The 20,387-nt window shown below is 63.1% G+C and carries 23 protein-coding genes; 10 read left to right on the top strand and 13 right to left on the bottom strand.

The window, feature by feature from the left end:
* Positions 1-121: 121 nt before the first annotated feature.
* Positions 122-688 carry a Cache 3/Cache 2 fusion domain-containing protein gene (locus ABIB99_RS25930; protein ID WP_354178038.1) on the bottom strand — a complete coding sequence of 189 codons (567 nt, stop codon included), beginning with the start codon at positions 686-688 and terminating at the stop codon, positions 122-124.
* 357 nt (positions 689-1,045) lie between these two features.
* On the opposite strand from ABIB99_RS25930, the gene ABIB99_RS25925 reads away from it, so the two are divergent.
* Positions 1,046-1,231, top strand: coding sequence for a hypothetical protein (locus ABIB99_RS25925; protein WP_014493715.1), 186 nt, complete (start codon positions 1,046-1,048; stop codon positions 1,229-1,231).
* 32 nt (positions 1,232-1,263) lie between these two features.
* Here the strand turns inward: ABIB99_RS25925 and ABIB99_RS25920 are convergent, their stop codons facing one another.
* The gene (locus ABIB99_RS25920) at positions 1,264-1,437 is read right to left on the bottom strand and encodes a DUF3606 domain-containing protein (protein ID WP_071911790.1); all 174 of its coding nucleotides are present in this window, start codon (positions 1,435-1,437) and stop codon (positions 1,264-1,266) included.
* A 677-nt stretch (positions 1,438-2,114) separates the two neighbouring features.
* Here ABIB99_RS25920 and ABIB99_RS25915 point away from each other — a divergent pair.
* Positions 2,115-3,482: an NRAMP family divalent metal transporter gene (locus ABIB99_RS25915; protein WP_354178037.1), complete on the top strand. Its 1,368-nt coding sequence runs from the start codon at positions 2,115-2,117 to the stop codon at positions 3,480-3,482.
* Positions 3,483-3,597: 115 nt separating this feature from the next.
* Here the strand turns inward: ABIB99_RS25915 and ABIB99_RS25910 are convergent, their stop codons facing one another.
* The 4 genes from ABIB99_RS25910 to rocF all read right to left on the bottom strand — a co-directional run bounded on the left by ABIB99_RS25910 (position 3,598) and on the right by rocF (position 6,933).
* Positions 3,598-3,882 carry a hypothetical protein gene (locus ABIB99_RS25910; protein ID WP_028153026.1) on the bottom strand — a complete coding sequence of 95 codons (285 nt, stop codon included), beginning with the start codon at positions 3,880-3,882 and terminating at the stop codon, positions 3,598-3,600.
* Positions 3,883-3,995: 113 nt separating this feature from the next.
* Positions 3,996-4,538, bottom strand: a complete 543-nt coding sequence (locus ABIB99_RS25905; RefSeq protein ID WP_354178036.1) for a c-type cytochrome — start codon at positions 4,536-4,538, stop codon at positions 3,996-3,998.
* Positions 4,525-5,796, bottom strand: a complete 1,272-nt coding sequence (soxC, locus tag ABIB99_RS25900; protein ID WP_354115066.1) for a sulfite dehydrogenase — start codon at positions 5,794-5,796, stop codon at positions 4,525-4,527. The genes ABIB99_RS25905 and soxC overlap by 14 nt, the downstream gene beginning before the upstream one ends.
* A 159-nt stretch (positions 5,797-5,955) precedes the next feature.
* Entirely contained in the window at positions 5,956-6,933 is a 978-nt protein-coding gene (gene rocF, locus ABIB99_RS25895) for an arginase (RefSeq protein ID WP_354178034.1), read from the bottom strand.
* 266 nt (positions 6,934-7,199) lie between these two features.
* On the opposite strand from rocF, the gene ABIB99_RS25890 reads away from it, so the two are divergent.
* Positions 7,200-7,460, top strand: a complete 261-nt coding sequence (locus tag ABIB99_RS25890) for a hypothetical protein (protein ID WP_071911781.1) — start codon at positions 7,200-7,202, stop codon at positions 7,458-7,460.
* Positions 7,461-7,479: 19 nt separating this feature from the next.
* On the opposite strand, the gene ABIB99_RS25885 is transcribed toward ABIB99_RS25890, so the two are convergent.
* Together ABIB99_RS25885 and ABIB99_RS25880 are read right to left on the bottom strand one after the other, a co-directional pair.
* The gene (locus ABIB99_RS25885; RefSeq protein WP_354178032.1) at positions 7,480-10,224 is read right to left on the bottom strand and encodes an EAL domain-containing protein; all 2,745 of its coding nucleotides are present in this window, start codon (positions 10,222-10,224) and stop codon (positions 7,480-7,482) included.
* Between the two features lie 61 nt (positions 10,225-10,285).
* Positions 10,286-11,533, bottom strand: a complete 1,248-nt coding sequence (locus ABIB99_RS25880; protein ID WP_354178031.1) for a FecR family protein — start codon at positions 11,531-11,533, stop codon at positions 10,286-10,288.
* A gap of 131 nt (positions 11,534-11,664) precedes the next feature.
* Here ABIB99_RS25880 and ABIB99_RS25875 point away from each other — a divergent pair, with 131 nt between their 5' ends.
* From ABIB99_RS25875 to ABIB99_RS25865, 3 genes are all read left to right on the top strand, one after another.
* Complete coding sequence (locus tag ABIB99_RS25875) at positions 11,665-13,461, top strand: ShlB/FhaC/HecB family hemolysin secretion/activation protein (protein WP_354178029.1); 1,797 nt, start codon at positions 11,665-11,667, stop codon at positions 13,459-13,461.
* A gap of 148 nt (positions 13,462-13,609) precedes the next feature.
* Positions 13,610-14,440 (top strand): alpha/beta hydrolase, encoded by an 831-nt coding sequence (locus tag ABIB99_RS25870; RefSeq protein WP_063982042.1) that lies wholly within the window; start codon positions 13,610-13,612, stop codon positions 14,438-14,440.
* Between the two features lie 78 nt (positions 14,441-14,518).
* The gene (locus ABIB99_RS25865; RefSeq protein WP_354178027.1) at positions 14,519-14,695 is read left to right on the top strand and encodes a hypothetical protein; all 177 of its coding nucleotides are present in this window, start codon (positions 14,519-14,521) and stop codon (positions 14,693-14,695) included.
* A 50-nt stretch (positions 14,696-14,745) separates the two neighbouring features.
* On the opposite strand, the gene ABIB99_RS25860 is transcribed toward ABIB99_RS25865, so the two are convergent.
* Together ABIB99_RS25860 and ABIB99_RS25855 are read right to left on the bottom strand one after the other, a co-directional pair.
* On the bottom strand, positions 14,746-15,087 hold the full coding sequence (locus ABIB99_RS25860) for a phasin (protein WP_014493705.1): 342 nt from the start codon (positions 15,085-15,087) through the stop codon (positions 14,746-14,748).
* A gap of 145 nt (positions 15,088-15,232) precedes the next feature.
* A complete protein-coding gene (locus tag ABIB99_RS25855; RefSeq protein WP_063982041.1) occupies positions 15,233-15,418 on the bottom strand; it encodes a hypothetical protein in 186 nt (61 codons plus the stop codon).
* Positions 15,419-16,108: 690 nt separating this feature from the next.
* Between ABIB99_RS25855 and ABIB99_RS25850 the strand changes: the two genes are divergently transcribed.
* Entirely contained in the window at positions 16,109-16,465 is a 357-nt protein-coding gene (locus tag ABIB99_RS25850; RefSeq protein ID WP_028152906.1) for a hypothetical protein, read from the top strand.
* Positions 16,466-16,515: 50 nt separating this feature from the next.
* Here the strand turns inward: ABIB99_RS25850 and ABIB99_RS25845 are convergent, their stop codons facing one another.
* Positions 16,516-17,088, bottom strand: coding sequence for a hypothetical protein (locus ABIB99_RS25845; RefSeq protein ID WP_063982039.1), 573 nt, complete (start codon positions 17,086-17,088; stop codon positions 16,516-16,518).
* A 38-nt stretch (positions 17,089-17,126) separates the two neighbouring features.
* Positions 17,127-17,657 (bottom strand): GcrA family cell cycle regulator, encoded by a 531-nt coding sequence (locus ABIB99_RS25840; protein ID WP_354178024.1) that lies wholly within the window; start codon positions 17,655-17,657, stop codon positions 17,127-17,129.
* A 166-nt stretch (positions 17,658-17,823) separates the two neighbouring features.
* On the opposite strand from ABIB99_RS25840, the gene ABIB99_RS25835 reads away from it, so the two are divergent.
* Positions 17,824-18,432 (top strand): S24 family peptidase, encoded by a 609-nt coding sequence (locus ABIB99_RS25835; RefSeq protein ID WP_354178022.1) that lies wholly within the window; start codon positions 17,824-17,826, stop codon positions 18,430-18,432.
* A gap of 99 nt (positions 18,433-18,531) precedes the next feature.
* Complete coding sequence (locus tag ABIB99_RS25830; protein WP_259256627.1) at positions 18,532-18,807, top strand: hypothetical protein; 276 nt, start codon at positions 18,532-18,534, stop codon at positions 18,805-18,807.
* A 44-nt stretch (positions 18,808-18,851) separates the two neighbouring features.
* Here the strand turns inward: ABIB99_RS25830 and ABIB99_RS25825 are convergent, their stop codons facing one another.
* Positions 18,852-19,826, bottom strand: coding sequence for a quinone oxidoreductase family protein (locus ABIB99_RS25825; protein ID WP_071911763.1), 975 nt, complete (start codon positions 19,824-19,826; stop codon positions 18,852-18,854).
* Positions 19,827-20,053: 227 nt separating this feature from the next.
* Between ABIB99_RS25825 and ABIB99_RS25820 the strand changes: the two genes are divergently transcribed.
* Positions 20,054-20,251 (top strand): hypothetical protein, encoded by a 198-nt coding sequence (locus ABIB99_RS25820; RefSeq protein WP_208087881.1) that lies wholly within the window; start codon positions 20,054-20,056, stop codon positions 20,249-20,251.
* The last annotated feature ends 136 nt before the right edge of the window (positions 20,252-20,387 follow it).

Raw genomic sequence — 20,387 nt, 5'->3', positions numbered from 1 at the left:
TGTCGGGGTCTAAGCAGAAATTCTTTGCTCAATCAGAGTATTGCCGGTTTTGACCCAACTCGGACCTCGACAGCTACGGCCGCGCGTCCAGTGTTGCCAGACGATTTCTTATGGCTCTCAACTACTTCTTGTAGCCGACGTAATAGATGCCGATTTCGGCGCCCGTACTGTCCTTGATCGGTTCATATCCGGTTATGTAGGGCGTACCCAGTATAGGCACCTCGCCGTAATGGCTCTTCCCCGCCTTGATCGATTCAAGCGCTGGCCCGGCTAGGACGGTGCCAACTGCTCGGCCACTTCCATCGGGTTTTGGCACACTTGTGGATACTCGGACGTATTCGCCTCCGTCTTTTGCAAACAGCGTGGCCGTCATCCCTTTGCCGTCCTCGCTTCCAACCGCGTCGACGATGTCGAAGTTGCTATTGATCTTAGTCGTGCCGAAATACAGAGCTGGTGCGTCTTTACCCCCAACAGCTTCCCTTCCTTCGAGCTTGGGGGCTCCTAATTTCGCCGTCATGGCTTTTAAGGTTTCCATCGATTTCGTTACTCTCGGATCCGCTTGGGCGTGCCCGGTGCCCGGTATTAGTGTAGAGGTTGCAACAAGGCATGCGGCGGCCATAACGCCGACCAGAAAGGTTTTCCGATCCATTGTAAGCTCCTGATTGTGAAATACGGCATTTTCCTTCACGCGCACCTCACGCGGTGTGCACGTCATTCGCGCCTTGGTTTTGACTGCGATTGAACAGACCAGAGATTACAGGTCTAGGAATTGCCCGCCGACGGCATCAGCGCTGCCGCTGAGATAATTGGCGAATACGGGACTGTCGGCACGTCCTCATGGCAGCTCGCAAGAGAAGTTACATCACTTCTGCCTTGCCGCAAAGCGCGGTCGTGGCCCGCGCGTTGGCACACGGTTCACTCTGCTACCTGACGCTTCGAATTTTATCCAAATGCGGCGAAGCGGATTCGGCGGAATGAAATCTCTCCGCGTCATGCTGGGACATGTCCCTTGCGAGGGCGCATGGGCAAGCTGGAGATTTCGTCGATGTATTACGTCGCCGCCGCATTGCTGGTGCTGTCGGGACTGTTCTACTCCGCGAGCCATCACGAGCTCGGCCAGTTCGGTGCGAACGTGTGCAGCTATGGCAGCACGTTCTGCGACAACCCGGTGGTCGTCTTCACCGGCGGCGCGCTGGCCGCCGCCTGGGGCATGTTCGTCAGCATCAAGTAGCAGCACGCCCCGGGGCGCATGCGTCGGACGCGTTACGTCGCCAATTCCTTGCGGACGGCGGCGGCCGAATTGCCGACCTTGTCGACAGCCTTTTGCAGCTCCTCCTTCGATATGCCGAGCGCGTGCGTCCAGTACTTGACCTCGTGGGCCTCGTGCATGTTGATCTTGCTGCGGTCCGGTTGCCCGCGCTTCGTCAGATTGTCCATCGCGTTTCCTCCCTCATGGAAGAGCAAACGCCACCATGGACCGGCCGTTCCAAACGGCAGGACGAGACTCATACGTCGAGGCTCACGCGTCGAGGCTCATACGTTCAGCCACAGCATCGAAGCGAGCACCGCTGAAAACAGAAACAGCCCGACAATTGCAATTCTGAAAACCAGATCGGCGGCCAAATGTGCCCCCTTTTGTCGTTGCAAATTCTTTGCTCGTACCGCGCGCGGCCTCGCCTTGGGCAAGGCAGGACCGCACCGTGACTTTGCTGCCGGGGCGGGTTGGAACGGCCCGTCAAACGGCACCGCAACGCGCTCATCCAGCTTTGGTTCCAAATTTTCGGAAGGCGCGAATCAGAGCAACAACGTTAACCCCGCCGGGCGGAGGGCGCCACTGGCATGAGAACCAGACCGTCGAGCAAGTGCTGCCTGATCGCCGACGGCTTTCTGTGACCAGGGATCGGCCGACCGTCGGCGACATGTTCTGGCGCGCGGGGCTGGCGACCGTTTTGAACGGAGGGAAAAGGAAGAGCCCGCAACCGGTGACGGTGCGGGCTCGAACGATCTCTGTGATGGTACTACTCTACAAGTGTTTTGCCCGACGTGTCAAAGGATGACGTGGCATTGGCTTCAGCAGACGGCGCGACGCCGGCCGACGCAGGAACTTTGCGGCCATGACGCGCTTGAAGCACACTTCGCAATTCCGGAATCCGGAAGGTCAGCCCCTGTCAAACCGATCGAAGCAGCACGCCGCCAAGCACGCCAGCGCCGAAGGATCGGCGAAGTCCGGGCCGAGGCTGCTGCAACGGCTGGGGCCCGGGCTCATCACCGGCGCAGCCGACGACGATCCGTCGGGCATCGCCACCTATTCGCAGGCGGGTGCGCAATTCGGCTACGGGCTGCTCTGGACGGTGTTTCTGACCCTGCCGTTCATGATTGCGATTCAGCTCGTCAGCGCTCGGATCGGCCGGGTCACCGGCAAAGGGCTCGCCGCCAACGTCCTGCAGCTCGCGCCGCGCTGGATCGTGCTGGGGCTCGTCTCGCTGCTCGTCATCGCCAACACCTTCAACATCGCCGCCGACATCGCCGCGATGGCGGAGGCGCTCTCGCTGGTCATCGGCGGGCTCAATCACGAGCACGCCCTGATCTTCGCGGCGGGCTCGACCCTGCTCCAGGTGTTCGTGCCCTATCGCCGCTATTCGCCGGTGCTGAAATTCCTGACGCTGACGCTGTTCGCCTATGTCGCCACCGCCTTCACCGTGAATATCCCGTGGGGCACCGCGTTGCTCGCCGCGGTATGGCCGAAAGCGACGATCAGCGCCGACTATTTCCTGATGGTCGTCGCCGTGCTCGGCACCACCATCAGCCCCTATCTCTTCTTCTGGCAGGCCTCGCAGGAGGTCGAGGAGATGAACCAGGGCAAGCGCGACAAGCCGCTGCGCGACCTTCCAACCGGGGGCGCCCCTGAAATCGCGCGGATCAAGGCCGACACCATCGTCGGCATGCTGCTCTCCAACAGCATCGCCTTCTTCATCATCCTGACCACGGCGGCCGTGCTGAACGGCAATGGCGTCACCAGGATCAACTCGGCGACGGAAGCGGCCGAAGCGCTGCGTCCGCTCGCCGGCGACTTCACCTTCGCGCTGTTCGCGCTCGGCATCATCGGCACCGGCCTTCTGGCGATCCCGGTGCTGGCGGGCTCGGCGGCTTACGCCGTCGCGGAGACTTTCGGCTGGCACGCCACGCTGGAGGCGAAGCCGGAAAAAGCGGTCGGCTTCTACACCATCATCGCGGCCGCAACCATCATCGGCTTCGGCCTCGGCTTCACCGGCATCGACTCGATACACATGCTGGTATGGAGCGCGGTGCTCAACGGCATCGTTGCCGTGCCGGTCATGGCCATGATGATGCTGATCGTCTCGAGCCGTGCGATCATGGGCCGCTTCAAGGCCCGCTCACGGCTGGTCGCGCTGGGTTGGCTCGGCACCGCGATCATGGCGCTGGCCGTCCTCGCGCTGCTCGGCTCGTCCGCGATCGGCTGACCAGACCGGCGACAGCGACGCCGAGATCTGCGGCGCCAAGATCTGCGACGCCAAGATCTGCAGGCGACGGCGATGATGAAGGCCGCGACTACGGCCGGCACGCTGATGAACCGTATTACGGCGTCACGGGATTGACGGTCGGAGATGTCTTCGGCCCCGGCCGCTCCGGCTCGACCGGCGACTTCGGTGCGGTGGGAAGCACCTTGGCGCCGGCGGCATGTGCGGCCTCGCCCGTCGTCGCATACATCGCAACATGAGCCGGCTGAGTCTTGGCGCGGTTCCACGGCCCGTGATCGACGATCACCATCGCAGCAATCGTCAAGCCGGCCACGATCAGCGCGATCACGCCGGGATGGCGAAGCGCCGAGGACATGGAGTTTGCGAAGCGATGTGTTGTCATCGAAGGACCCGTACTGTTTCCTCTCGCGGGTTAACTCAAACGCATCCTGCGAGTTCCGCGCTTCGCTTAAGCAAGTTCCGAGCCACTGCGCGGAACTGATCGTCCCGATACGATCACTTTTTCACGTCCGGGCGCGCATCGCCGACGAAGCTGTCGCGGTTCGGCATTTTGACTGCCGAAAGCGATTTGGCATCGAGTGTCGCATCGGCTCTCACCAGCCCGTTCAGGTTCAGGATATAGGCGGACACCGCATAGACGTCCTCGTCACTCAGCGACTGCGGCGCGTTCTGCGGCATGGCGCGGCGGATATAATCGAAAAGCGTCGGCGCATAAGGCCAATAGCTGCCGACGGTACGGATCGGCTTGGCAGTCCCGATCGTGCCCTGCCCACCGGCGAGCCGGTCACCCAAGCCACCCTCGCCTTTGTCGCCATGGCAGGAAGCACATTGCCGAGCGAACACCTCGCGCCCATGGCTGACCGAGCCGCCTCCCTTCGGCAGATTCTGGCCGTCACGGCCGACATCGATATTCCAGCCCGCGATCTCCGCAGCCGTCGCCGGGCGACCGATACCGTACGGGCTTTGCGCCTGCGCTTCGCTCGCGAAGGCACCCAGCGCGATTGCGACGGCGACGCCGCAGGTCTCACGCCAGGGCATTGGTCACCTCGCCGTCGGCCGCGATCCGCCAGGGCCAGATCGCGTTGTTGTGGTAGAAATAGTTCTCGCCGCGCACCGCGAGCAGCTCGGCCAGCGTCGGCTGCACATAGCCGGTCTCGTCGACGGCACGGCTCTGGATCACGGCTGGCTTGCCGTCCCATTGCCAAGGCAGGCGGAAGCGCGTGAGTGCGCGCGTCAACACCGGCTCCTGCAATCGCGCGTCCTGCCAGCTCTTGCCGTCATCGACCGAAACCTCGACACGCTTGATCTTGCCATGTCCGCTCCAGGCGATGCCGGTGATCTCGTGGAAGCCGGGCGCGCTCAGGCGATGACCGCCCGAGGGACGCGTAATGATCGACTTCGCTTCCATGTAGAAGGAAAATTCGCGCGCCGTGCCGTCGGGCAACAGATCGGTGTATTTCGAGGTCTCTTCGCGCGAATAAGTGGGCTCCGCGGTCACGTGCAGGCGGCGCAGCCACTTCACGCTCATATTGCCTTCGAAGCCGGGCAGGAACAGCCGCAAGGGATAGCCCTGCTGCGGACGCAACCGCTCGCCGTTCTGGCTGTAGACCAGAAGGGCGTCCTCGAGGCATTTCTCGATCGGAATGCTGCGCGTCAGCGCGGCGGCGTCAGCGCCTTCGGCGACGACCCATTTGGCGTCCGGTTTCAATCCGGCCTCCTGGAGCACCAGCTTCAGGCTCACGCCGGTCCATTCGGCGCAACTCACCAGACCCACGAGGTCCGATGCCGTCTTGCCATAGGGCTTGGTGTAACCGGGATTGCCGGAGCATTCGAGGAAGTGGATGCGCGACTCCGACGGGAAGCGCCTGAGATCGTCCATCGTGAAGATCAGGGGCCGTTCGACGAGGCCGTGTAGCATCAACCGATGCTGCGCCGGATCGATGGTCGGAACACCGCCATGATGCCGCTCGTAGAACAATCCATTCGGCGTGATGATGCCGTCGAGCTCCTGCAATGGCGTCCGGCTGGAGGCCGATATGTACTGCTTGAGATTCTTCGAGATGTTCTTGACGACGTCCTTCTCGAACGGAGACGGCGCGCCATAGGGCTGGGCTCCCATCGGCTCGCCCGGCGCCTTCATCCATTCGGGAATGTTGGGCGGAAGGTTGTCCGTCTCCGCCGCGGCCGACGCACCAGCGCCCAGAACGGCGCCACCCGCCACCGCGGTGCCGACCTGCAGGAAGCGACGGCGTGATGTTCTCGCGGATTTTCCGGCGGCGTCGATCGTGCTGCTCATTGCGGATCCTCCCTAAGCGCGACCCGCATCAAACCCTCCGCGAAGGGCGTTTGCAATCCGCACCTATTTCAAAAACAGGCGATTTCGACCAGGACTGGTCTAGATCAGCCGGCCGCAACAGCCATTCCTTTCTTCGCGATGCAAAACAGCTCTCAGCTGTCACTCGCCCGGTGCGATCGCGTTACTCGGCGTCGGGCGGTCGGTGATCTGTTGTCCGAACAGGCTGCCGATCAGCTCGACCGCAGTGCGCGCGGTGCGACCGCGCTCGTCCAGGAACGGATTGAGTTCGACGATGTCGACCGATCCGACCACGCCTGAATCATGAAGCAGCTCCATGATCAGATGGGCCTCGCGATAGGTCGCTCCGCCCGGCACCGTGGTGCCGACTCCCGGCGCCACACACGGATCGAGGAAATCGACATCGAAGCTGACATGGAGCACGCCATCGCACGCCTTGACGCGCTCGATGACGCGCCGGATCAGCACAGCGACGCCGAACTCGTCAATCTGGCGCATGTCGACAACCCTGATCCGGCGTGTGCGCATCAATTCCCTTTCGAGCTTATCGATCGAACGCGCGCCGAACAGGTCCAGCCTGTCGGGATCAATCGAGGCGCGCGGATCATCGCCGAGCAATCCGTCGAGGCCGGGCTCGCCACACAAGAACGCCGCCGACATGCCGTGCATGTTGGCGGTGATCGTCGTCTCGGGCGTGTTGTAATCGGCATGGGCGTCGAGCCAGAGCACGAACAGCTCGCGTCCGCGCTCCTGCCAGTGGCGCGCCATGGCATTCACCGAGCCCATCGACAATGTGTGATCGCCGCCGAGGAAGATCGGCAACGCCCCGGTCTGCGCGATCTCATGGCCTCTGCGGCTCAGCAGACGCGTCCAGCGCTGGATTTCGCGATAGTGATTGGCCTTTTCGGGCGGCCTGTCAGCGAGGTCCCTGACCTCCGCCACGGAGAGATCGCCGTAGTCGACAACTTCGAAATCAAGGCCTTCGAGCAGTGGCGCAAGGCCGGCGGTGCGCAGCGCTGCGGGGCCCATCAAGGTGCCGCGCTGCGAAGCGCCCATGTCGATGGGCGCGCCGAGCAAGGCGATGCGCCGGGCTTGATCCGTCATGATCCGATCGGTCACGGCAATCTCCTGAGATCAGCAAGCCTCCGCCAGCCTAACAGAGATTCGCATCCGTCGTTTCCCGGGATTACGGGACGAAAGAGCTCGCGCGCCCGGAACAAATTCCCGAACGCCGCATTTTCTCTGCAGGGCCGGCATCCGCCGTTCAAAACGGCGCCTGTCGCGGATAGCCAAAGGTCTCTCGACCCGCTGTTCAAAACGAGCGCACGCGCGGATAGCCAAAGGTGCCGGCCTCCATCTCTTCGCCAATTCCGGAGGTCGCGATCTTGAGCACGGACATACCGCAGCCCAATCCCCCGCCCGGCATGGCCGAGCGTGCCATCGACGCAGCAACCGACGTGTCCCGCACCATTGGCGAGGTGGCAGGCGGCCTGCACGCCGCGGTCGATCGCCTCACGGCCGCAATCGACGAAGCACGAAAACCCGGCCGGCCGCTCGCGACCGTCGCGGCAATCACGCGCGAAGCGCCCTTGGCCAGTCTGTTCGTCGCCTTCCTCTTTGGCGTGGCAGTTGCACGCCGGCGGTAGCGATCGGAGTTGAAGCGGTTCAGGCCGCGCTGACGGCTTCGAGTTCAGCCGGCAGGAATTGCCTCTCGAACGCCCCGGCAGGCATCGGGCGGCCGAAGAAATATCCCTGCCCTTCCTCGCATCCCATGCTGACCAGGAAGTCGGCCGTGGCACGGTTCTCGATGCCTTCCGCCACGACAGTGAGCCCGAGCTGCTTGCTGAGACCGATGGTCGAGCCGACGATCGCGGCGTCGTCGGAATCGGCGAGCAGGTCAAGCACGAACGACCGGTCGATCTTGAGCCCGTCGAGCGGAAACTTCTTCAGATAGCTCAGGCTCGCATAGCCCGTGCCGAAATCGTCGAACAGAACGCGGACGCCGAGCTGCTGGATCCGCTCGAACATGTCGAGCACGCGGCTTTCGTCATGCAGCAGGATATCCTCGGTGACTTCGAGCTCGAGCAGCGACGGCGTGAGCCCCGTCCCCGCGAGCAGCGCCGCAACGGAATGCGCGAGGTCGCCGGACTCGAGCTGCGACGGCGAGAGGTTGATCGCAACGCGCACGCTGTTTCCGGACAATTCCCAGGCTCGCGCCTGCCGACAGGCGGTCTCCATCACCCAGTTCGCGATCCGCTCGGACAGGGACGAGGTGTTGACCACCGGCATGAATTCCCCGGGCGAGACATAGCCGCGCGCGGGATGCCGCCAACGGATGAGCGCTTCGGCCCCGAGCAGGCTGCCGTCGACCAGCCGAACCTGTGGCTGATAGAACAGTTCGAACTCGCCGCGATCCGCGGCAAGCGCCAGTTCGCTCTCCAGCGTCAGCCGGTTCTCCAGCTCCTGCCTGATCGCACTCTGGAAGATCACGTGGCTGCCGCGCCGCGTCATTTTTGCCTTGCTCAGCGCCAGATGACCATTGCCGAGAAGATCATCGGCGTTGTGCCCACCTTCCGGATAGACGGCGACGCCGATGCTGATCCTGACGCGATGTTGGCGCGCGCCCGTTGCGAGCGGCACTTCGAACGCGCGCGCGATCCGCTCGGCAAACTCCACAATCGGCTCGCCAGCCTCCGTACAATCAAGCGCGATGGCGAACTCGTCGCCGCTGAGCCGGGCGACGACCGCCTTGCCATCGACCTTGGTCCGGAGGCGCTCCGCGACGGCCCGCAGCACGAGGTCGCCGGCCGAATGTCCAAGCATGTCGTTGACCTGCTGGAAGCCGTCGAGCCCGAGCACGAGCAGCGCGACGTCGGACGATCGCCGCTCCGCCGCGGCGATCAGATTGGCGAGGCTTGCATGCAGCATGTTGCGGTTGGCAAGACCGGTCAACGCGTCATGTTCGGCGAGATACCTGACGCGTTCGGCTTCGCGCTTGCGGACCGAGATGTCGCGCAGGATCGCTCCGTACTGGAAGCCGTCCGTGCCCTGCCAGCCCGAAAAGCTCGCTTCGACCGCGAACGTCTCGCCGTTCTTCCGCCGCCCCTGGAACTCAACGACGACGGCACCGCCGGGCACCAACAGCGCCTGGCGCGCAGCATCGCGCATGGCAAATGCCTTTGCGCCACCGCCGGCGGGCTCCGCACAGAGCGTTTCGAACGGACGCCCGATCATTTCGGTCGGCATGTAACCGAAGATCGCGCTGGCGCCCGGATTCCACACCGTGATCCGATGATCCTCGTCGGTGCAGATGAGACCGTCGCCGAGCGACATCGCGATACGATGAAAGCGGCTCTCGGCAATACGTCCCAGGAGACTACGGAAATCGATCTCGTCGAGTGCAATCGCGGTCAGATAGGCAATGATCGCAATGTGAAACAGCGACGTGTCGATGATGAGCGGCCAGCTTGCCTGCACGAGCGCAGCGGCAAGTTCCACGCCCGCTCCTGCGGCGACGAGGATGGTGACACGGACGCCTGGTGCGGAACGGCGCCACGAATACATCATCGCCAGGCAGATCAGGCCCAAGCCAATGATCATGCCGGCATCGGACGTCCAGCGCAGCATCCGGTTCTGGAGGATCGATTCCGCCGCCAGGGCCTGGAGGACGGGTCCAGAGACGATCTTGCCGTTGGGAACGCTGAACCGGTCGCCCAGTTCGAGCGCGGTAGCACCGACGATGATCTTCTTGTCTCTCAGCTTGTCCAAGGTCGCGGCATCGCCGCGCAGCACGTCAAAATAGGAGACACTTGGGATGGAGGCCGCACGAATGCCGAAATCGATCAGGAAGGGCGGGCGCCGATTGGCGTCCTGCCCGGCCAGCACGACGGCCATGGACGGCATCACGGCATCGCCAAGCTTCTCTCCGACCGGATAGCGGCGCACGAGCCCGTCGGATTCGATCGCAACATTGACGACGGCCGGCCACGACTGGTTGCTGAACGGCTTCAGTGGACGATTGATGTGAACCGCGCCACCATTCGGCGTCGGCTGCTTGAAGGAGGGCAGGATCGTCGAACCGCCGACCTCCCGAAGCGCGGTGACGAGGGCTTCGTCAGAGGCCGGATCCGATGGTGTGCTGAAATCGACGTCGAAGGCGACGTCCTGTGCCCCCGCCGCCTCGAGCCTGTGCAACAGCTCCGCGTGCAGCCGGCGCGGCCAGGGCCATATTCCGATCTGGTCGATCGAGGGTGCGTCGATGGCCACCACGACGACATTGCCGCTGGCCGTACGCGATTGCCAGGCGAAGCGCAGATCGGTGAGCGCGTTGCGAAGCGCGCCGTGCCACCCCGTGGACAGCACGACCGCAAGCGCGATCATGACAAGAATATGCGGCCGATGGCGTTTCACTTTGCTCCCCTGCACCGGCGGTCCCTGCCGCCAGGCGCTCCCCTATGCCGACGACACGGTCCTAGCGATGGCCTCTGCCCCAATACCAACCGTAGTGGTGGCCATGATTGCCGTTACCGTTGTTGCCGTTATTCCCGTTTCCGCTGTTCCCGTTGCCGTTGTTGCCATTATTGCCGGTGCCGCCGCTTCCGTTGCTGGTCGTAACAGTCCCGTTGCTTCCGCTCCCGGAGCTTCCGCCGGACACATCGCTGGTCGAACCAGAGGTGGTCGCAACCGTCGTCGTCGTATTTGACGACGTCGACGTGGCACTGGCCGCGGGTGCACTGCTGCTCACCGTAACCGCCGTCACGTTGGAGCTGTTGGCGGCCGTGGTCGTCGTGCTCGCCTTCGTATCGCCCCAGACCGTCTCGGTCCCGGTGCTGGCGTTCGCGTTGCGCACGTGCCCCGTTGTCACGGCGCCGTGGGCGAGCCCGTTCGTGACCTTGTGGACGTTCAGCTTGACCTCACCGAGCGAACTGGAGATGCGCACGACGACGCCTTTGGGCGCCTGACCGCCGGCCGCTTGATGCGATTGCGCCGGCGCGCCGGCCGCCTTGGTTCCCTTGTCGATCGGACCAAGCGCATGGATCGCATGGCCGTTCGCCGCATTGCGCGGTGCCGACAGGCCCGATTTCGGCACCGGGACACGCTCGATCGTCGAGGCGCGCGGCTTGCCGTGCTCGATCGGATTGAAGGTCCCGGCACCACTCAGGCTGAGGCCGGGCTTGCCGTGCTCAAGGGAGGTGGCCGCCTGTCCCGGCATGACCTGCGCGATCTGTCCGGACTTGAAGTCGGAGACTTCAACCTGGCCGCGGAGCACGCCGACCTTGGTGCTGCCAGCATTCACGGTGACGCTGAATTGCGTTCCCTTGACCACGGCGGCGAGATACGGCGTCTCGACCTCGAAATGCTTGACGTTGCGCTTCTCGACCTCGAGCAGGATCGAACCCGCCTGCTGGATGATGGTGGTCGAGAGCCCTTCCTTCTTCTCGGCCGGCAAACCGACCACCGAGTTCGGGGAGATCAAAATCGATTCCTCGCCGCGGACGAGTAGCACGCGTCCGTTGCGTCCGGTGCGAATGGTATCACCGGCCCTCAGCGTCCCTTCCTGGGTCAATGACACAGGCTGCGCGCCGTTGGCGGCAAGCCAGACCTCACCCGAGGACTTGCTGACTGACCAGACGCCATCGTCCGCGGCAGATGCGAACGAGGCCGTACCCAGGATCAGCGCGGCCACGAAGGCGCACCGCATTCCAACTCTGCCCAGCATCACGATCCTCAGTCCCGCATTACAGCCAGTCCTGAGGCGTATCCGAAATCACTCAAGAGAGAATTAGCGGGAACCGGCAAGTCCAATGGCTGCATTAACCAATCATTGACCATAAAAAACTAAGAAAAATCATGCAGCTAACGAACTCTTACCGGCTCTTGTGCACTGCTCCGTTAAACTACGGGGAGCGGCTCGTTGCGCGCATTGAGAAGCGGCATCTCCTCGTTGCACTGGTGCTGGCGGCACCGATTTTCACGGGAATTTCGCAGGCGTTCGCTCAACAGGCGAACCAGCCCGGCTTCGATCCGCGGCAGCCCGAGAAATACTTTGAAAACCAAACCGAGCAGGAATCGCTGAGCCGTCCTCCGGTCACGCTGCCGGCGGTCGGCCGGCCCAACACAGGCGGGGATACGAAACCGCAATTCGTGTTGCGCGGGATCGATGTCAGCGGCGCCCAAGCCATTCCCCGCGATCGCATCGCCGCAGCCTATCAGCCCTATCTCGGAAAGAAGGTCTCGCAAGCCGACCTCGCCGCGATCGCCGGCGCGATCAGCGATCTCTACCGCGCAGACGGCTTCCATCTGAGCCGGGCGATCGTGCCGCCGCAGGACATCGCCGACGGCCGCGTCCGGATCCAGGTGATTGAAGGCGCCATCGTGCAGGCCGAGCTGAAAGGCGACGGCGCCGAGCAGTTTGGCGTGAGGCCGATGCTGGGGCCGGTTCTCGCCGAGCAGCCGTCGCGCCTGGCAACGCTCGAACGTCAGCTCTTCCTCATCAACAGCGGGCCGGGCATCCGGATCACCGACACCGCGCTCGAGGAGATCGGCGGTGCCACCGGCCGCTTTCGCCTCATCGTCCATTTGAAGACCTGGCACGTCTTCTCGTCGGTCGGCCTGGATAATCTGGGCTCATCGTCGGTCGGCCCGTGGCAGACCTATGCGACCGGCGCTTTCAACTCCTACCTCACGCCCGGCGATACGCTGGCGGTCAACCTGTCGACGATTGCCAACGACCCGCGTGAGCTTGGCTTTGCGCGACTATCCTATGACGCGCCCGTTGGCGTCGATGGCGTGCGCCTCGGCGCTTCCGTCCTGTACAGCGCGGTCCGGCCGGGTGACGCCCGCCGCCTCGACAGCGACATCACCACGACAGAGGCGTTCGAGCTGCGGGCAAGCACCATGCCCTTCATGTCGCAATCATCGGCGTTGACGCTGACCTTGGCCGGCACCTTCAGCAACGTGTCCGAGCACGATCTTTACGGCCCCTGGTACAACGACCACATCAGGACCGCGAGCCTGACCGCCGATTATCGGCTCCAGGATCGCTTCGGCGGCACCAATTTCGCGACGCTGACCTACCGCCAGGGTCTCGACATCTTCGGTGCCTCGCATTTCGACGACGATCTGCTGTCGCGCGACGGCGCCGCGTCGAACTTCTCGGTGCTGGACCTCTGGTTCACGCGCTACCAGACCCTCAACGACGCCTGGTCGCTCAAGCTGTCCGCAGCCAGCCAGACGGCATCGCGGCCGCTGTTCATTTCGCAGCAATTCTATCTCGGCGGCGCGGCTTTTGGCCGGGGCTATGGCGCGGCCGAGATCAGCGGCGATAACGGTCTTGCCGGCTCGCTCGAGCTGCGCTTCGACCAGAAGCTCAATTTCCGCTACTGGACCGGCTATCAGCTCTACGCCTTTGGCGACGCCGGCGCAGTCTGGAACGACGGTTACCGCCTGAGCGACGGCCTGTCGCTGACATCGGCCGGAGCCGGCGTGCGGTTCTTTCTGCCGGATGATCTTCAAGCCGATCTCGGCGTAGCCGTCCCCTTGAGCTACCGGGCGCCAGACAACGAGCGCCGCAGCCCACGCTTCCTGTTCACCCTCTCGAGCGCATTCCGGCTCTGCCCCGAACGCGGCAGGGGCGGCTGCCTCTAGCTGCCGCGCTTTGAGCACACCCGGCATGCGGCCCTTTTGCGGCCTTGCTCACAGACTTGCCTAAATTTAATCCCGTAACCTGCTCACGATCGCTCGATCCGGGGGCTTGCAATGACCATTTTCAGTCAAAAGTGATTGGGACGGAACCATGAAGAGGGTGTTTGCAATCCTGGCCTTTCTCTGCGTGCTCGGCGTCGGCCAGTATTTCGTGGTCAGCCGGTTCGCGATCCGACATGAGATTTTGACCCTGTTCGATGCCTCGCGCCAACGGCCGATCTCGGTCGAGATCGCGGTGCGGCGCGACTACGAGACCAAGGCCAATCTCGGGCTCTGGAAGCTCCCGCTCGCCATCATCAGCAACGGCAACACCGTCAAGGCGACCGAGTATTCCTTCCTCGCCAACGTGCTCGCGGCGCGCGGTTATCTCGTTGCCAGCATCCAGCAGGACCTGCCGAGCGATCCGCCGTTGATGACCCATGTCGGTCAGCAATATGTCGGGCGGCGCGAGGTCTATATCCGCTGCGAGGCCAACATCCTTTTCGCCCTGGCCGAACTGAAGCGACGGCAGGAAAACACCGACTACGACCACATCACCCTCGTCGGCCATTCCAACGGTGGCGACGTCTCGATGTATGTCGCCCATCAGCACCCGGAGATCGTGTCGAAGGTGATCACGCTCGACAATCTGCGGGTGCCCTTCGTGCTCAGCGACAACCTGAAGATCCTGTCGTTCCGCTCCAAGGATCCGCATTTCCAGACCGACCCGGGCGTGCTGCCGACGCCTGAAGAGGCCAAAGCGCGCGGCATCGACATCGTCCATACCGGTGCTCAGCACACCGAGATGAGCGATCGCGGTCCCGATGCGGTCAAGGAGAAGATCCAGGCGACACTCGACCGCTTCTTGCGTGACAGTGCCAGCAGCTCGCTCGCGCCGGCTGACACCAGAAGCCCGATGATCATGAACCCCGGCGACTACTAGCCGGGCCCCCTTTGCGGCAGATCAAGGCAGCTCCAGACTGGCGACGATAGGAAGGGCCTCACCATCCCGGAGGGGCACGTGTCGCACTCCATCGAAAGTCTCGATACGAAACGTCTCGATACGGCAGGCCTTGGCCTGCCAGCTGCGAGGACACCGGCAATCGCGCGGTATCTCTATCGTGCGACCCGCACGCTGCTGCGGTCGATCATCGCCCGCATCGATCTCTCGCAATTTCCGGGATCGTGCTGCGGCTGAGCGCGGCGTCACGCAGGATCAATTTGCGGGCACGCGGCGCACACCGGAACTCAGGACTTTCCCTTGCCGGGCTGCATGAAACTCCCGGTCATCTGGCGCATGTGGTCGCCGGCGCTGGTGAACTGGCTGCGCAGGAAGTCGGACTGGATTCGCATCGCTTCCTGAAGGTCGGTGGCATGCACGAGCTTGCGCGCGTGCTCGAACGCCGACTTCATGTTCTGCTCAGTGAACGCGAGCGCCTGCTTGGACACTTCGGTACCCGCTCCGGGAACCGACGTCATCGACTTGGTGGCAGCTTCGAAAAACATGCCGAACGCCTGTTCCGCCTGGTCGATCGTCTTTTCGGCCAGGTCGCGCAGTTCGGCCGGGACTTCGAGCTTCGGTTCGATCATGGTCATACTCCTCCCCGTTTTTCCCAACTGAATACCACACTTGCCGGACCGCATTCCAGCGGCAGCCTGGGGGCAAACGTCGCCCGGCGGTCCGCTCCGGCAGGAAAACGAGGGACGAGGCGTAAGGCCGGCGCGCGGCCGGGGGTCAGGATAGGGGGTGCTCGGGAAGGGTTTCTTCGGTGCCGAGGTCTTCGACCAGCTTGATGACCTCGAAACGCTGTCGAGGCCCGAGCTTCAGGAACGCGCGAAGCAGGCGCAGACTTTCAACGGTGCTGCTTGCAGGCGCGCCGAGCTTGAGGTGCAGTTCAGCCGCGAAATTGAGGTTTTTCATCTCGCACCTATGACAAGCATCAGCCCTCGTGATCAGACGCCGAGGTCTCGCTCGAGAACCGAACACCATGACCGGACGCCATGGTGACCTTGAGATCTCGGCCGGGGCACCCGGTGGGTTAACACGCTGAACCACATGTCCATACGGACTGGCTCAACCGAACAGGTTGCAATTATGTCAAGAAACAACCCTTCCGGCAAGCCCATCCGTCGCCGTAGCGATGCTTCGTCCGCATCGCACCACGGCAATTCCGGATAACAGGAATATGGACCGTCGTCACCCACCTGCGTCAAGAAGTGGCATCACTCACGCACACGGCCTCGGTCGCTGTCAATCGGTGCGGCGTTTCGCCGTGTTTCCGGTGTGAAAGAGGCCAGATTAAAGTTTCTTCAGCGTATACACGTAATTGTTGAGTCCGACCTCGGCGGTTGTATCGTCGGCGAAATGAACGTCGAGCCGCGCAGCCGGCCTGCAGCGTCTTGATCCGTCCGCCAGTGAAGCCCCCCTTGAGCTGCTCGGCTTGGACTCGGTTCCCCGCACCAGGGTTCATCGGTTCGAAGATATCTCCGCCAATGAACCGTCGTTCAAGGTTGAACGACCAAGCGGTTGCGATGCGGCCACGCGGACCACGGGCGCCATGGCTGACGGACTTCTCGATTCGGGCGCGCCTCAGCACCAAAGGACGACAGCATGCTTTCCCGCTGCGATCTCATCAAGGGCGGCGCGATCGCGCTTCTCACTTTCTCGATACAAGGCGCATGGGCGCAGGAGACCAGGATGAATCTGTTCAAGATCGTCACCATCAAGGACGAAATCGTCGTCGGATTGTCGGCGGAGGAGCTCCAGGCGCTCGGCGGCAATGATGCGAGCGCGGTTGCGCATGCGCTGGCGCAGAAGGGCGATCTCACGGTCTGGCAGTACAACGTGCATCGCGGCCCGAACGGTGAATTGCAACAGGCGCCGACCGCGAAGATCGGGCTCTTGGCCAACGCGTCTCTCCGTGTGGAGCCCTACACGACGCCTTACCAGATCGTGCCGCATCCGTAACAAGCGACCCGGGCGCGCCTGCGGCGAGACCCGCAGGCGCACCACTACTCTCAACGCTGCTTGGCGCGCCGAGCCCGGCCTTCCGTCGCAAAGCCGTAGATCAGCGCCAGCCGGTCCAGGCATTCGCGAAAGCGCCGCGCGAAATAGTCGTTCCAGCGCTGGGTACGGACAGCGCGCCGCTCCCCGATCTGATCCATGGTCAGCCCCAGCACCAGGACGTCGTGCACCAGCGCGGCGCCGTCGGTACCGAGTTCGCGCTCGACCCGGTTCAGGCGCAGCACAGCCTGGCGCTGGTCCTCGGTGACGGGCTCGCGCGAGCGCGTGCCATCGACGTATTCGCGCGTCGGGTCCACCGCCTGGGGCCCGCGCTCCGCCCTCTCCCAGTCGTTCTGGAAGGCGCGCCCGCCGCGATACTGCGCCTCGTCGATCTGATGATGCGCGTGCAACCGGCCGAGCGGATCGCCGCGGATCGAGCGGACGGCGACGATCTTCTCGCCGGCATCGAGCGCCAGCGGATTGTCGACCTCGACCTCCGCCACCTCTGCATTGAACGGCACCTCGCGCGAGCGCCGATCGTAGATTCCAGTCAATCTGTAGGACTTGTTACGTCGTGCACCTGCCACTCGGATACTCCTCGCAAATTGAATGAATAGCGGTCCCGTCAGGCGGCAGAGATCAGCCTCAGGACGACGGGACCGGCGGCGCGAGCGGACGCAGCCTCAGACCTTCGCGTCAGGCAGGAATGCGGCGTGCAATAGCTGGAGCCCGGCTGGCGCGGATGGCCGCAGAAGGCGATCCCCTCCCCGTCCTTGTCGCCACCATAGGGATAGCGGCAGTCGTCGCGCCCGAGTTCGCCTAGCGCGACCAGGCGGGGCTGGACGCCGACACAGCGCAACTTGACCCGCGCGGGTTTCATTGCGGATTTCGGTGGCAAGTTCAGGTTCGGCACCGCCGCACGGGGCGGCCCGATGAGACAAGCTCCTGACGGCAAGGACGGCACGATCGACGGACTCGTCATCCGCGCCGGTGCCGCGAGTCCAAGCCGCTTGGCGCGGCCGGCCACCGCGTTGCGTGTGTAAGCCGTTCCAAACCTTCCGTTTATCTGTCTTCCGATCTCCGCATAAGACATTCCCTTGAGAAAATAGTCGCGAAGCGCGTCGGAGTGCTCCGACGGCCAATGACCCGGTTCCATGCTGCTGTCCTGTGATGCGCCTCCTCCGATCGCTCGATCGCGAGGCGGAACGTACATTCCGTTATTCCGAAGCAACTGTCAAGCGACAATTCTGATATTCATAATTGCATCAATTCCGAATTTCGGATTACAAGAGGCGGGACGATGGGCAATCGAGGGAATCACCATGTTGGACGTTGCAATGATCGAGCGGGGCCTGGAGAAGACGGGCAAAAGCAAGGGCGGCCTGGCGGCGGCCATGGGCGTGCGGCCCGGCGCGGTGTCGGAGATCCTGGGCGGCGAGCGCCTGGTGAAGGCGTCCGAAATCATTCCCATCATGAAATATCTTGAGCTCAATCTCGCGCCGATCATGGGCCGCGTCGGGGCCGGCGCGGTGATCGAGCCCGATTATGAACAGGTTCCCCCGGAAGGCCTCGGCGATATCGCGCTGCCGTTCCCGATCATGGAAGAGACCGTCGCCTTCGAGATCGTTGGCGATTCGATGCTGCCCAAATACGAGAGCGGCGACGTGATCGTCGTCTACAAGGACCAGCGCCATCCGCTGTCGAGCTTCTACGGTGAAGAGGCCGTGGTCCGGCTCAAGACGGGTGAACGCTATTTGAAGACCATCGAACGCGGAAAAACTCCCTCCGTCGTCAATCTCAACAGCTTCAACGCCAAGCCGATCGTCGGCGTCAAGCTCGAGTGGGTCGGCGAGATCTGCCTGTCCATGCCCAAGGGCCAGCTCGAGCGGCTGCGCGCCAAGTCGGCACGCCCTCGCAAGAAGAGCAAATAGGCGCCGATTTCCGATTTTTGGAAATCTCTCTTGACTTAATTCTGTTTTTCGGAAATACTCTGCCGCGCTCCCGGCTACGGGGCGCGGCAGGATCGTTTCATGCAGTATTTCGTCGTGATGATCGACTATGGGCGGCGCGGACGCGAGGCGGTCGTCGATCCCGAGATCACAAGGCGCGAGGTCATCTCCCGCGTCGCTTCGGGTGAATATCGAAACATCTCGTTCATCCACGAAATCGCGGAGAATGCGGTGGAGGACGTGACCGAGGCCATCCTGACCGAGGCCGCCCTCCCCCAGGTTCCGCCTGAAGAAGTCGACCTCCAGGCCATCCGCCTCGATCACGCCCGCGACCTGCGCAAGCACGAGAAGACGTGACGCAGGCCCAAGCGGCCTGCGTCACGTCACTGCCCGGCCGGATATCACACCGTGAGAACGGTCGATCCCGTGGTCTTGCGCGCAGCGAGATCGGCATGCGCTTTGGCGGCATCCTTCAGCGGGTACGTCTGGTGCACCTCGATCTTGACCGCGCCGGACTTCACAACGTCGAACAGCTCGTTCGCCATCGCGACCAGGGCCTCGCGCTTGGCAGCGTAGGTGAACAGCGTCGGACGGGTGACGTAGAGCGAGCCCTTCTGCGCGAGCAGGCCGAGATTGAGCGGCTCGACAGCGCCGGAGGACGCACCGAACAGCGCGGCAACACCGAGCGGCGCAAGACAATCCAGCGACTTCAGGAACGTGTCCTTGCCGACGGAATCATAGACCACCGGCACCTTCTTGCCGCCCGTGATCTCGTCCACGCGCTTCACGAAATCCTCGCGCGTATAGATGATCACATGATCGCAGCCATGTGCCTTGGCGAGCTTTGCCTTCTCGTCGCTGCTGACGGTGCCGATCACTGTCGCGCCGAGATGTTTTGCCCACTGGCTCAAGATGAGACCAACGCCGCCGGCTGCGGCGTGGAGCAGGATGGTGTCGCCGGCCTTCACGCGATAGGTCTGCCGGATCAGGTATTGGGTGGTGAGCCCCTTCAGCATCATGGCCGCCGCGGTCTTGTCGTCGACGCCGTCGGGCAGCTTCAACAGCCGGTCGGCCGGGATCAGCCGCGCCTCGGAATAGGCACCGAGCGGCGAGGCGCCGTAGGCAACGCGATCACCGGGCTTCAAATCGGTGACACCGGCCCCGACTTCCTCCACGACGCCGGCACCCTCACTGCCAAGGCCGCTCGGCAATTGCACCGGATACACACCGGAGCGGTTGTAGATGTCGACGAAGTTGAGACCGACGGCCGTGTGGCGAATGCGCGCCTCGCCCGGCCCGGGCTTGCCGACACTGACTTCCTCCCAGACCAGGACTTCAGGACCGCCGGTCTTGTGAAAGCGAATGGCATGCGTCATGGGCGTTGCTCCCTTATCGTTGCAGTGAAGGTCCGTGGAAAACGGATCGGCCTGTCAAATAGGAATTCGGTCGGCCCGTTACAGTACAGAGACGTAACAAGAATGTCACAGCGAATGACAAACGCCTGCCGTTCCGCCTCTGTTCGAAAGAGTTGATGACGGCACCGGCGCGTTCCGGCAGTAGCCTTTTCGCGGGGTTTGGTGGTCGCCTGCGAAGGAGAGCCGAGATGCCAGCTTATGTACAGCATCATCAGGACATCGAAATCGCGCCTGTAATTTGTCCCGCCTGCATGGGGTTCCTGCCGATGTACGTCCGCGAGGTCGAACCGCATTGGGGCCTTGCCAAGATCGACTTCGTCTATGAATGCGCGGACTGCGGCGCCGAAGTCCGGCAGACCATCCGCAAGCCGGAGCTGCGGCACTGACCGCACGATCAGCCATCGCTTAAGTATTTGCGCTGAACGGAAAAAGCGACGTTCAGCGCGGGTCAGGCCGTCCCAAACGAGGCTTGTTCTTTGCCGGGAACGCAGGCAGAACAAGCCTCAAGCAAGACCTTTGGGA

Origin of the sequence: Bradyrhizobium sp. LA6.1 (genome assembly GCF_040547805.1) — a bacterium.
GTDB classification, from domain to species: domain Bacteria; phylum Pseudomonadota; class Alphaproteobacteria; order Rhizobiales; family Xanthobacteraceae; genus Bradyrhizobium; species Bradyrhizobium barranii.
The sequence above is the reverse complement of the archived record's forward strand: the minus strand, read 5'-3'. Positions and strand labels throughout refer to the sequence as shown.

Excerpts from the sequence above, each read along its gene's own strand:
- ABIB99_RS25925 (WP_014493715.1), top strand. The coding sequence starts at position 1,046 with ATGTATTACGTCGCCGCCGCATTGCTGGTGCTGTCGGGACTGTTCTAC.
- ABIB99_RS25920 (WP_071911790.1), bottom strand. The coding sequence starts at position 1,437 with ATGGACAATCTGACGAAGCGCGGGCAACCGGACCGCAGCAAGATCAAC.
- ABIB99_RS25915 (WP_354178037.1), top strand. The coding sequence starts at position 2,115 with ATGACGCGCTTGAAGCACACTTCGCAATTCCGGAATCCGGAAGGTCAG.
- ABIB99_RS25910 (WP_028153026.1), bottom strand. The coding sequence starts at position 3,882 with ATGACAACACATCGCTTCGCAAACTCCATGTCCTCGGCGCTTCGCCAT.
- ABIB99_RS25905 (WP_354178036.1), bottom strand. The coding sequence starts at position 4,538 with ATGCCCTGGCGTGAGACCTGCGGCGTCGCCGTCGCAATCGCGCTGGGT.
- soxC (WP_354115066.1), bottom strand. The coding sequence starts at position 5,796 with ATGAGCAGCACGATCGACGCCGCCGGAAAATCCGCGAGAACATCACGC.
- ABIB99_RS25880 (WP_354178031.1), bottom strand. The coding sequence starts at position 11,533 with ATGCTGGGCAGAGTTGGAATGCGGTGCGCCTTCGTGGCCGCGCTGATC.
- ABIB99_RS25875 (WP_354178029.1), top strand. The coding sequence starts at position 11,665 with ATGCAGCTAACGAACTCTTACCGGCTCTTGTGCACTGCTCCGTTAAAC.
- ABIB99_RS25870 (WP_063982042.1), top strand. The coding sequence starts at position 13,610 with ATGAAGAGGGTGTTTGCAATCCTGGCCTTTCTCTGCGTGCTCGGCGTC.
- ABIB99_RS25860 (WP_014493705.1), bottom strand. The coding sequence starts at position 15,087 with ATGATCGAACCGAAGCTCGAAGTCCCGGCCGAACTGCGCGACCTGGCC.
- ABIB99_RS25855 (WP_063982041.1), bottom strand. The coding sequence starts at position 15,418 with ATGAAAAACCTCAATTTCGCGGCTGAACTGCACCTCAAGCTCGGCGCG.
- ABIB99_RS25850 (WP_028152906.1), top strand. The coding sequence starts at position 16,109 with ATGCTTTCCCGCTGCGATCTCATCAAGGGCGGCGCGATCGCGCTTCTC.
- ABIB99_RS25840 (WP_354178024.1), bottom strand. The coding sequence starts at position 17,657 with ATGGAACCGGGTCATTGGCCGTCGGAGCACTCCGACGCGCTTCGCGAC.
- ABIB99_RS25835 (WP_354178022.1), top strand. The coding sequence starts at position 17,824 with ATGTTGGACGTTGCAATGATCGAGCGGGGCCTGGAGAAGACGGGCAAA.
- ABIB99_RS25830 (WP_259256627.1), top strand. The coding sequence starts at position 18,532 with ATGCAGTATTTCGTCGTGATGATCGACTATGGGCGGCGCGGACGCGAG.
- ABIB99_RS25825 (WP_071911763.1), bottom strand. The coding sequence starts at position 19,826 with ATGACGCATGCCATTCGCTTTCACAAGACCGGCGGTCCTGAAGTCCTG.
- ABIB99_RS25820 (WP_208087881.1), top strand. The coding sequence starts at position 20,054 with ATGCCAGCTTATGTACAGCATCATCAGGACATCGAAATCGCGCCTGTA.